This window comes from Pseudarthrobacter xylosi (assembly GCF_055412765.1).
On the sequence record NZ_JBVAYT010000016.1, the window covers coordinates 16,838 to 28,193 of the forward strand.

The following is an 11,356-nucleotide window of genomic DNA, read 5'->3' on the forward strand; positions in this document are numbered from 1 at the left end:
CATAACTATTCCCTTGATCTCGGATGATATTTCGGGTTCTGTTCGTCAAGCTGTTGTTTCGGGCCTCGGGCGTCCCGGTGCCGGCATGCGGGCGTCCTCTGCTGTCCGGTGCGGATCAGCGGCTGGGGATGGTCCCGTGTTGGTTCAGACATAAAATCGTCCAAAGGCGTACAGCAGGGCCATCCGGCAATACCCGCAACGGTGCCTCGTGTAGTGGTCAAGACCGCCTTCGAGTACATGCACCGCGCCCACAACAACCTCTCCGAGAAACTGTCCTTCCAGCGGGCCATCACCCTCGCCCACCATGTGGGGGCTCCCATCTACCTCATGCACGTCAGCGCCTGCGAAGGCGTGGCTGCCATACGCAAGGCACGCGGCCGCGGCCAGGCGGTATACGGCGAGATCCTTCCGCACTACGCCTACTTCACAGCCGAGGACTACAAGCAGGAGAACGGTGCGATTTACCACACCTACCCGTCATTGAAGTCCGAGACGGATCGGGACTCGATGTGGGAATCGTTGCTGGACGGTTCGCTAAGCACCCTCGCCCCCGACGGCGTGTGTACCGACCTGGACGTGAAGACGCGCGGCAAGACCATCCTCGACGCAACCGGCGGCCATGCCGGCGTCGAAATGCGTATGGCGGTGGCCTACACCGAAGGCGTCGCGAAGAGGGGCCTCGACCTGACACGCTTCGTGGACATCACGACTGCCAATGCCGCCAAGATCCTGGGTCTGTACCCGTAGAAGGGTGTGATCGCCGTCGGCAGTGACGCGGACCTTGCCGTGCTGGACACCAACGTGGATCGTCGGATCAGCGCCTCGGATCTTCACGAGGCGGACTACACGCCATGGGAGGGCTACCGGGTGGCGGCGTGGCCAAGCATGACCGTGCTGCGCGGGACCGTCATGGTGGAGGACCGGAAGTTGCTGAGGGGCCCGGGCGGATCGTTGCTCAAGCAACGCGTGTCCAGCGACGTCCTCAACCGGCCGGCCTGCTTGGCCAACGGGGCGTGCATCCCGCTAATGGCGTTCCCGCCGTATGCCAGTGGCCTCCGCGCATGTTGATCCTTGGACCGCCAGCGAGGGCCCGCCGATGCCTGGCCTGAGCAATGGTACGTCTACCTTCGGAGCAGCCAACAGGCGAAGGTACAGATGGCGACCCAGACCCAGTAGGTCATAACGTTTTGCTGGGGCGGCGGCGGCTCGCCGTTTTCAAAAGGCTGAAGAACTGTAAACATTTACCCCAACGTTTGCGGTACGCAGGTCCGTTCAGGGGGTTCGGGATAACCGTTTCACTGCGCCGGGCCCACAGCAATGACCGGTTGCCCGGCTGACATCATCTTGAGAACCGCCCGCTACGGGCCCGCACTAGCAGGGCTCAGGGGCTCCCATTTTCTGTCGGCAGGCTTCCCTGACTTTGGCGACGAGAGGCGAGTCAATCATGTCGTTGCTGTAGATCAGGCTGACGCGGGAGATGGCGCTGGTGTCCTGGATGTCCAGGTAGGCAAGGCCGGGGATGGCGAAGGCACGGAGGGATTCCGGGACAACTGCGATGCCCAGGTGGGCGGCCACCAGACCGAGGATGGTCGGGAACTGGACGGCTTGCTGGGCGAGATCGAAGTCGACGTCGGCGGCGTGAAGCAGTGCGGCGATGTGGTCGAAAAGCCGCGAGATCCTGTCCCTCGGGAAGGCAATGAACCTCTCCCCCTTCAGTTCTCTAAGCCCTACCGAGGCGCGAGGGGCCAGGGGGTGGTCTGTCGCGACTGCTACAACGAGGCGTTCATTTTGCATGAGCGTAGAACTGAGGCCCGGCACTGTCCGGACTTCCCGGGCGATTCCGGCATCCAACGCTCCGGCGGCAATGAGGTCGATCTGGGCGTCGGTAGTCTCCTCGCGGAGTTCGAGGTCGATGCCGGGCCATTGCGATCGGAGTTCCCGCACGACGGGCGGAAGGGCCGAAATGGCTGCCGATGATACGAAACCGAGACGCAGCTTGCCGATTTCGCCGTCCCGGGCCTGCCGAAGCGCCGCGGCCATGGCCCCGTACTGGGTCAGGAGTTTTCTGGCGTGCTTCAGGAGGAGTTCGCCGTCGGCGGTGAGCTGCACGTTGCGGGAGTTGCGCACGAACAGCTGGGTCTTGCATTCCTCTTCGAGTTTGCGGATCTGCTGACTGAGTGGCGGCTGGGCCATGTGCAGCCGCTCCGCGGCGTGGTTAAAGTGCAGTTCTTCGGCCACTGCGACGAAAAGCTCCAGACGACGAATGTTCATACCAACAAGACTAAACGCATATTGATTAGCGTCAAATAGATACTTCAATGGAGGGCTTTCCCGGTCTACCGTTGATCGTGAGGACAGTCACAGATCAACAAACACTAAGAGGTTAGAGAATGCCCGTCATGACCAAGCCAGCCAGCAGCTTCATCAACGGAAGTTGGGTTGAAGGGACCGGGAACACGACGTCCCGGTTCAACCCGTCGGCACCCGACGAAGCGGTCACTACCTATCACCGGGCCGGTTCCGCGGAGCTGGCGCGGGCGATCCAGGCCGCTGCCGCAGCCACACCGGCGTGGGACAGGCTGGGGATTCTGGCCCGGGGCAGGATCCTGTCGGCTGCGGCCGTACTGATTCGGGAACGGGCCGACGAGATAGCCCGCGTCATGACGGCCGAACACGGCAAGACCCTGACGGAGTCCAGGATGGAAGTCGACGCCTCCGCCGACACGTTCGACTACCACGCGGGTTCGGCCCGGAACCCGGTCGGCACCGAGTACCCTTCCAGCCACCCCGATGAGCGGATCCTCACCGTGCGGCGCCCGCTGGGCATCGTTGGTGTGATCACACCGTGGAACTTCCCGTTGCAGATCCCCGCGTGGAAGATCGCACCGGCACTGCTGCACGGCAACACCGTGGTCTGGAAGTCCGCAAGCCACACCCCCGGAGTATCGGTCCTGCTGATGGACATCCTGGCCGTGGCCGGTGTGCCGGCCGGTGTCGCGAACCTGCTCCTTGGCCCGGGTCCGCTGGGCTCCGAACTCGTTTCCCATCCGTCCGTGGCGGGCGTGAGCTTTACCGGATCCGTTCCGGTGGGCCACCACATCCGCGGGATTGTCTGTGGGCGCGGCGCGAAACTGCAGATGGAACTGGGCGGACATAACGCCACTCTTATCCTGCCCGATGCCGACGTCGAACTGGCCGCGTCCAGCGCAGTCAACGCCGCGATGGGGTCCACGGGCCAGAAGTGCACGGCCACCCGGCGGATCATCCTTGTCGGCGACGGGCACGAGGCGTTCCTGGAGAGGGTAAAGGAGAAAGTCTCCGCACTTGTCCTGGGCCCCGGCACCGATCCGTCGGTACAGATCGGCCCCGTCGTTTCCGCCTCCGCCCGCGATGAAATCAACGCCGCGATCGAGACGGCCGTCACCGAAGGCGGGAAAATCCTCGCCCAGGCCCCTGCTCCCGCCACAGACGGGCACTACGTCCGACCCACCGTGCTGACCGGGCCCGCGTCGATGACGATCTGCCGCGAAGAAGTCTTCGGTCCCGTGGTCACCGTTCTCCGCGCAGCCACCCTTGATGAAGCTATTGCGTTGGCAAACAACACAGAATTCGGCCTCACCGCCGCGGTGTTCACCAACGATGAGCGCGCCGCCCGGCAGTGCGTCACCTATCTGGACGCCGGCCTCGTAAAGGTCAATGCGCCCTCGACCGGTTCCGAACTTCATGCCCCCTTCGGCGGAATGAAGGATTCAACCTTTGCCGGTCCCCGGGAACAGAACAGTGCCGTCGCCGCGGCCTTCTTCACCCACGAAAAGACCGCTTACCTGCGCCTGGCACCCGAGAAGGCATGATCATGACACTTCAGGACGAACGAACCGCACACGAGCTTCGCGCTCCGGAGGACGTGCTCTCCGGCACCGACATGAACGGCGCCTGGGCCACCCGGCACAGCTTTGCCCGCACTATGCTTCGCCGCTCCGCGGCCCGGAAGTGGGCTGTGGTTAGGATCCGCTTGGATCTCGACGCAGACGCCCGTGGAACCGCCGTCTACACCGTGGACGCCGAAGGCCGGCAGCTGACCTTCATCGCTTTCTGCCGCACTTTGGAGGAAAGCGAACGTACCGACCGGGTCATCGCCGATGCCTGGGACGTGACCGCGGCCCTCATTGAAGGAGACCTCACGCCGGAGCGCGAAGCTGAACTGCGGCGCAATGTCCCCGTCCAGGAACGCGGCCGTGTCGACCCGGACACCATCGTCCTGACCCGGGCGAACCGCAGCGCACGCTTTTTTGACTACGTCAGCGACTGCTTGGCCTCCGGCTCCCAGCCCGACGTCGACGCCATCGGCCCCAGCCCGTATCTGATCCGCAGCACCGCCTTCTACGGGAACGGAAAGTTTGGGCTCAAGGAATTCACGGACATCGCCCCCGACCACCCGCTGGCCGTGCCGTACCGGTCCCAGATGCTCACCGCCTGGCTGCTGCGCGAACTAAGCATGGACATGGTTGAACATGTCGCCCGCGCCAAAGCCTTGGCGGCCGGCACCACCGCGGCCCCGCTGAACCCGGAGTGGAGCCGTTACCTTGGACTGGGCAACGCCACCGGCCTGGGTATGGTCCCGTTCGTGATCAACCACCCGGATTATCTGGACGCCTGGTGCCGGCTGCGGGAAATTCCGCTTGCCGCCGGGCTCGGCCGGGACTACGCACCCGGGCATCCGGACCTTGCCCGCGTCGCGGAGCTTCTGGTCAAGGCTGACCGCCACCTGGAAGAGAAACACGCACTCCACACCGCTCCGTTCCTGCCCCCGGATGCAATCCGGCCCCAGCTGCAGCAGCTCCTGGAAGATCTGCAGACCCACACGTCTTCCGCGACAGAGCCCACACCGGTCCTGGCACGCCTGCACGAGAAGGCCGCAAACCTCAGCCCGGAGGCCCGGGGGATCTTTGCCTCCATCGTCATTGAACTCCGGACCGACTTCGACGAGCACGCCGAGTCCCTGCTCAGAGTTGACAGCGCCGCACCGTTCGACGCGGCCATGCCCTGCTGGGAACTGAGGCAGTTGCTGGAGACCAACTACGCCTGGGCCCGGGGCTACGACTTCACGGATCCCGAGAGAACGCGATATTACTGGTTCTCCTCCGCAGCCAACGAAGAACCCCGCCGTGCACTGCGCGCTACCCGGCCCGCCGGCACGGCCGAGCACGGCACAGACATCGCCCGCCGTATTAATGTTCTCGCCACGGACCTCGAGCGGTTCCCGGCCCACCGCAGTATCGCGGACTTCCTCCTGGCCCACCCCGGTCACCGCTTCGCCGCCGCCCGGGTCCAGCAGACACGGCACTATCTTTACGGTGAACTGCAGGACAACCTCATCGACGCTGAATTCCTGCCCCTGAGCACACAGCGCTTTCAGCTGGCCAGTTACGGGATGAACAACTTCAGCCCGCAGTCCACGGACTGGCTGCGCGTGACCTTGTTCAGCGGAGCCCCCCGCGCAGTGGACATCAACCACGGAACGGACGAGGACGACTGGCTCTTCCCCACGGCGCCGAAGGAGCCGGAACAATGAACCTCCACGAGCAGCTGACCGTCGTGGACGGCCTGCAGATCAGCAACTGGAGCCGCCCCGTCCTGGAAGAACTGCGCACCGGCGGCGTCAGCGCGGTCAACGCGACCTGCGCCGTCTGGGAAAACGCCGCGGACACCCTCCGGTCCGTCGGTGAGTGGCTGGACCTCGTCAACCACAACCCGGACCTGGTGTTCCTCGCCTCAACCGGGGCAGACATCGAAACAGCGAAGCGGCAAAACAGGATCGCCGTGTTCCTGGGGTTCCAGAACGCCAGCCCCTTCGAAGACGACTACCGCTACGTTGAACTCTTCCACCGGCTCGGCGTCCGGATCGCCCAGCTGACCTACAACAACCAGAATCTGATCGGCAGCGGGTGCTTCGAAGCCGACGACGCCGGGCTGACCCGCTACGGGCGGGTGATTGTGGAAGAGATGAACCGGGTCGGCATGCTCATCGACCTCTCCCATGTCGGATACCGGACCAGCCGCGACGCCATCGAAGCATCCACGGTTCCGGTCTCCGTCACCCACTCCAACCCGCTCTGGTTCTTTGACACTCCGCGGAACAAACCCCACGACGTCATCCAGCCCCTCGTGGACCGCGGCGGTGTCATCGGCTGCTGCCTCTACCCCACCGTCAGCGGCGGTGAACACGTCACCATCGAAAGCTTCTGCACGATGGTTGCACGCATGGTGGACCAATACGGTCCCACGAGCGTCGGTATCGGCAGCGACTGCACCCGCGGCTGGGACCAGGAATTCGTCGGCTGGCTCCGCAACGGCCGCTGGCAACCGACCGATCCACAGAACACACCGACCTGGCCCCTATGGCCGGACTGGTTCAAAGGCCCACTGGACTTTCCCCGGCTCACCGACGGCCTCGCAGCAGCAGGCCTCACCGACCACACCATCACCGCCGTGATGGGCGGCAACTGGAGCCGGCTGTTCACACGAGTCATGGACACAACAAAGGAACACGCGCATGTCTGACACCATCACCGGTCCAGCCCCCGACGGGCAGCACAAGGACCGCACCATCACCGTCCAGCCCCGCGAAATCATAGAAGCAGCCTTCCGCTCGCTCTGCGCCGCCGGCGCCGACCCCCTCGAAGCCCAGGAAGGAGCCCTGGCAGTCCTCCGCGCCGAAGCCGAAGCACACGCCGGTCTCCGCCTCCTAGAACAACTGCTGGACGCGGACTGGACAACACCCCTCCGGCCGACAGCGGCCAAGGACACTTCCTGGCCGGGAGGCACCCTGCGCGAGCTCAACTCCGCCGGGCAACCGCCACTGCGAACCGCCCTCCAACTCCTCGACCTCGCCAGCGACGGCCCGGCCGGCGAGATATCCGTGACCCGCACCTCGAACGCCCGCATCCCGAGCCTTCTCTGGAATGACCTGGTACTCAGGCACACCGCATCCCTGCAACGCCGGATCATCATCGCCACGGCCAACACCGGCACGGCACGGGACGACGGCGACGCGACCGACTACCTCACCTTAAGGGACGGAGTCCTCTCGGCCACCCAGACCCTGGCGTCGGAGGCGATCACGGCCCTCATCCCACAAACCATCGGGGACAGCACCATCGTCATGGCGTTGCCCGAACGAGTCCACACGAATCCGGAAACAACCAACATCGCGCCCAAACCGCTGAAAATGCGTGAGAAAGAATGGCAAACCATGTACCAGACATCCCGGAAATACCTGGTGCCGGACGCATGAACGCCGTGACCCGGACGCAGTTCACCGACGGTAAACCGCGTCCCTACTCCGCCTCCGCCGCAACCGCCGGCATCATCTACCTATGCGGGCAGATACCGGCCCGCGAAGACGGCACCGTCCCGCCCGGCATCACAGAGCAGGTAACCCAGACCTTCAACAACCTCGAAGCCGCTCTGGAACAGGCCGGCTCCAGCCTGTCCCACCTGCTCAAGCTCACGGTCTTCCTGGCCAACCTTGACGAATTTGATGACTACAACGCCGCCTACCTCACCAGGCTCAGCGGCCACCCCCTGCCTCCCCGGACCACTATTCAGGTGGCCCGGTTCAGGGGCGAAAAACGCATCGAGATCGATGCGGTCGCAGCCGTAGTAGCCTGACCGACCAAGCCACGGATCTGTTGGGTACCAACGTCGCTTTCCCTCTTCCCAGATCGGAACCACCATGCTTTCCCAAGCACCAGCACCTGCATCTCAGATGACGATCGATTCAGCGCCGCTGAATTCCTTCCACAAGCGCCTCACCCTCTTCAGCTCAGGTGGCCCGTTCCTCGACGGATACATCCTGGCCATCATCGGCATCGCCCTGGTCCAGATCATCCCGGCCTGGCAGATGAATGACTGGTGGAACGGCCTCATCGGCGCCTCCGCTCTGATCGGTGTCTTCCTCGGCGGCCTCATCTTCGGCAACATCACCGACAAAATCGGGCGCAAGCTCATGTACACGATCGACCTCATCGCCATCATCGTGTTCTCTATCGCACAGTTCTTCGTCCAGGAAGCATGGCAGCTTTTCGTCCTGCGACTCCTCATCGGCGTCGCTGTCGGCGCCGACTACCCCATCGCCACCTCCCTGGTCGCCGAATTCGTGCCCAAAAACTGGCGCGCCCGCCTCCTCGGCGGCCTGAACGCCATGTGGTTCGTCGGCGCCACCGTCGCCGCCTTCGTCGGCTACTGGCTCCTCTCCTTCGACGACGGATGGCGCTGGATGCTGCTCTCCTCAGCCGTACCAGCCGTCCTGATCCTCATCGCCCGGGCCACCATCCCCGAATCCCCCCACTGGCTCGTCGGCAAAGGCCGCCACCAAGAGGCCCTGGACATCCTGAAGAAAACCATCGGCGAAGGCGCCACCCTCGACGGCATCACCGCACACGACCCCAACGCGGCCAAACTCAGCACCGCCCAGGCCTTCAAACTAGTCCTGACCGGCGGCTACCTACACCGGGTCATCTTCATCTCCATCTTCTGGACCTGCACCATCGTCACGCTGTTCTCCATCTACGCCTTCGGACCCCAGATCCTGACCCTGTTCAACCTCCAGTCCGGCGACGAAGCAAACATCGGCTACGGCCTGATCAACCTGTTCTTCCTCGTCGGCAACGTCGTCGCCCTCCTCGTCGTGGACAAACTCGGCCGCCGGCCCGTCCTGATCTGGGGCTTCATCCTCTCCGGCGTCGGCCTGCTGTTCCTGGCGCTCTTCCCCAGCGCACCCTTGGGCCTGATCGCACTGGCCTTCGCCTTCTACGCCATCTTCAACGGCGGCCCCTCGATCCTGGAATGGATTTACCCCAACGAGCTCTTCCCCACCAAAGTCCGGGCAACCGCCGTCGGACTTTGCACCGGAACCAGCCGCATTGGCGCCGCCATTGGCACCTTCGCCACCCCGCTGGCCCTGACCCACCTCGGGCTTTCCGGCACCATGTGGATCGCCGCCGGCATCGCCCTCCTCGGCGCAGCCGTCAGTTTCCTCATGGCCCCCGAAACCAAGGGTCAAAACCTCGAAGAAGCAGCCTCCCTACAAGCCTGACACCACCAACCTCCACTACCCACCAACCGCAGTGGAAGCGGGAGCGGCTGTCCCTCCAAGGTCATGTTGCTCCCGCCAATGCGCGACAGGGATCCCAGGAGCATGCTGATCTTGTTCGTGGGTGTGATGTTCGGCGTGCAGATCGCCCAGGGTGGAGTGGCAAACGTCGCGGGCATGATCGCCGCCAATGTGGCTAAGAAACTGCCGTAGCAGGCACTCACCAAAGGAACACCCAGCGATCCCCAATAATAAGGTTCCACGGCGCGAGATCGTTGCGACACATCAAGTCCACGTTCTCAGCCGGAAGCAGCGGTTTCCAACCTTCAACTTAGGAAATTTCGACTGTTTCACTGGCGTCATGGATCTGACGGATCATCTGGCCGACCCGTAGCAATTCAGCATGTCCGAGCGGAAGCTGATCCAGCGCGGATATTCCTTCTACGTACTCAAATGACATGCGGGCCGTCATCGTCCCGCCCTAGGAGTTTGGGAACGTCCACGCCGCCCTGCGGAGCTCAGCAAGGTATTGCTGCACGCCAGCCGAGTTATCCAACCACGGTTTCCCGACAGTGTCGCCAATGCGAATAACACTTTGCGAAGCATTTACGCCCGTTAGTTCGTGCTCGTCTTCAGTCACCCCTGCAGGCTACTGGCCAGCGAACCACTCGGCCAAAAGGCTCGAGACGAAGGCATCCTACTTCCCTGTCAGTTGACAACTATTTGCCGGAACGATGCCGGCCTAAGCTCGATGGGCGAGGGCGATGTCCAACTAAATAAGTGGCAACCGTTGCCAGTATCGGCACCAGCAGAAACGTGAGAAACCCACTCCCCCCGCTAATAAATCCGCCAGCATTCATATAGCCAGAAATGCCGATCCACCAGCAAATAAGCGCGATGAAGCCGGTCATCACGAGAAGGGCACCCCGAATGTCCTTGCGTTCAATCAGAATCAAACGATCTTGCTGGTCCGTCATGCCAACTCCCCTGGGCCGTCGCTCGCTGACTATCTGACATTCAGGACAACACGGATCCGTGATTTTGGCGAGGCTCTGCATGTGCAGGGTCCTACAGCCCGGCTACGGATTGCCCGTCCCACATCCTTGATCCTGGGACAGCAGCAATTTGTGCCCGGAGCTGCGTCCGGACAATACGCCTTCCCAGTAGCGACCGCTTGCGTATCGGGACAGAGGCGGGTTGGCCGGGGGCGATGCTTTGTCCAGGGGATGGTATCCGACGTCTGGAAGTGGAGAACGGAATCTTAGCGCCCCTTGAAGAGACAAGGGATAGCATTGAGTTCTATCCGGGGCGGAGTGAGGTCGTCAGTCCCAGCCCTGTGGCAACAATGCCGAACAGCAGTATGCCCGCTCCTAGGTAAACGACGAGAGATTTTCCGGGGAAGCGAATGTCCGGGTGTCGTTCTTGGGCCTTGCGATAGCGGTCGTGCATCACACGTTGGGCCAGCCGTCTGAATATCAGCACGAGGGACCCTGCGACTACCAGAGGGGCCCCCAAGAGCACTGCCGGCCAGAAGTTATCCAAGGCGGCCCGTCCTAGATTTCAGCGCCGGTCAAAGCCAGGACAATCATCGCGGCACCCATCAGGACGAATCCGGCTCCAACTATTGCCGTCATCCCCGAGTTGGCCTGTGCCGCAACTTTGTCTCCTACCTTGCCGAAGGTTGCTCGCTGGGCATCAGCCATGAACCTAGTCAAGGATGAGCGGTTGATGATCATCAAGACACCGACGATCACTCCAACGCTTCCGACTACTCCCATGAGAATTTTCTCCACAGATCTTCATCCCCCTATTAAGACGTTGCTTGCTTGGCAATCGAGAGCCATCGGCGAAACATCACGAACCACAGAGCCTACGCAGAGATCGACCCGGAGCTCCGCCTTTCTAGCAAGTGCGTGGCGCCCGCGCGCACGTCACCAACGATTCGAGAGTCCGAGGATCCCCCGACGTCCACTCTCGCTCGACCTGGGGTTCAAACCGGTTCAGACCCCCCCTGGTCGACCAGGTGTCCCACTTCCTTGGTTAAGGGACAGCCTCGGTGGGACACATCCCCACTGACGTGGATCCCCGGCATGCTGCTGTCAGTTCAGATGTCGTCTGCACTGGATCCCGCGGAACTACGGGGCTTCGATGATCTCGGAGATGGACCTGTTGCCTCATGTCAATAGGTCCGGGAGCGGTGAGTCGTTGCCTCATGTGAAAAGGTCCGGTTCAGGGACGGGTTGAACCAGGTGTTGACCTTGT

Annotated in this window: 11 protein-coding genes; 8 read left to right on the plus strand and 3 right to left on the minus strand. The window is 62.8% G+C overall.

Annotated elements, in window-relative coordinates; genetic code table 11:
* Positions 1-201: 201 nt before the first annotated feature.
* Both ACZY1F_RS20790 and ACZY1F_RS20795 read left to right on the plus strand, forming a co-directional pair.
* On the plus strand, positions 202-747 hold the full coding sequence (locus tag ACZY1F_RS20790; protein ID WP_463944326.1) for a hypothetical protein: 546 nt from the start codon (positions 202-204) through the stop codon (positions 745-747).
* Between the two features lie 6 nt (positions 748-753).
* The gene (locus ACZY1F_RS20795; RefSeq protein ID WP_463944327.1) at positions 754-1,068 is read left to right on the plus strand and encodes a hypothetical protein; all 315 of its coding nucleotides are present in this window, start codon (positions 754-756) and stop codon (positions 1,066-1,068) included.
* Positions 1,069-1,371: 303 nt separating this feature from the next.
* Here the strand turns inward: ACZY1F_RS20795 and ACZY1F_RS20800 are convergent, their stop codons facing one another.
* Positions 1,372-2,271, minus strand: a complete 900-nt coding sequence (locus ACZY1F_RS20800) for a LysR family transcriptional regulator (RefSeq protein WP_463944328.1) — start codon at positions 2,269-2,271, stop codon at positions 1,372-1,374.
* Between the two features lie 128 nt (positions 2,272-2,399).
* Here ACZY1F_RS20800 and ACZY1F_RS20805 point away from each other — a divergent pair, with 128 nt between their 5' ends.
* The 6 genes from ACZY1F_RS20805 (at position 2,400) to ACZY1F_RS20830 (ending at position 9,097) form a co-directional block, all read left to right on the plus strand.
* Entirely contained in the window at positions 2,400-3,851 is a 1,452-nt protein-coding gene (locus tag ACZY1F_RS20805) for an aldehyde dehydrogenase family protein (RefSeq protein WP_463944329.1), read from the plus strand.
* Positions 3,852-3,853: 2 nt separating this feature from the next.
* Positions 3,854-5,572: a hypothetical protein gene (locus tag ACZY1F_RS20810; protein WP_463944330.1), complete on the plus strand. Its 1,719-nt coding sequence runs from the start codon at positions 3,854-3,856 to the stop codon at positions 5,570-5,572.
* Positions 5,569-6,561, plus strand: a complete 993-nt coding sequence (locus tag ACZY1F_RS20815; protein WP_463944331.1) for a membrane dipeptidase — start codon at positions 5,569-5,571, stop codon at positions 6,559-6,561. Before ACZY1F_RS20810 ends, ACZY1F_RS20815 begins: the two co-directional genes overlap by 4 nt.
* A complete protein-coding gene (locus ACZY1F_RS20820) occupies positions 6,554-7,294 on the plus strand; it encodes a hypothetical protein (RefSeq protein ID WP_463944332.1) in 741 nt (246 codons plus the stop codon). The genes ACZY1F_RS20815 and ACZY1F_RS20820 overlap by 8 nt, the downstream gene beginning before the upstream one ends.
* Positions 7,291-7,671, plus strand: a complete 381-nt coding sequence (locus tag ACZY1F_RS20825; protein WP_463944333.1) for a RidA family protein — start codon at positions 7,291-7,293, stop codon at positions 7,669-7,671. Before ACZY1F_RS20820 ends, ACZY1F_RS20825 begins: the two co-directional genes overlap by 4 nt.
* A 97-nt stretch (positions 7,672-7,768) precedes the next feature.
* A complete protein-coding gene (locus tag ACZY1F_RS20830; protein ID WP_463944334.1) occupies positions 7,769-9,097 on the plus strand; it encodes an MFS transporter in 1,329 nt (442 codons plus the stop codon).
* Positions 9,098-9,813: 716 nt separating this feature from the next.
* Here ACZY1F_RS20830 and ACZY1F_RS20835 read toward each other — a convergent pair.
* Both ACZY1F_RS20835 and ACZY1F_RS20840 read right to left on the minus strand, forming a co-directional pair.
* Positions 9,814-10,071: a hypothetical protein gene (locus ACZY1F_RS20835; RefSeq protein WP_463944335.1), complete on the minus strand. Its 258-nt coding sequence runs from the start codon at positions 10,069-10,071 to the stop codon at positions 9,814-9,816.
* Positions 10,072-10,647: 576 nt separating this feature from the next.
* Entirely contained in the window at positions 10,648-10,797 is a 150-nt protein-coding gene (locus ACZY1F_RS20840; RefSeq protein ID WP_463944336.1) for a hypothetical protein, read from the minus strand.
* Between the last annotated feature and the right edge of the window lie 559 nt (positions 10,798-11,356).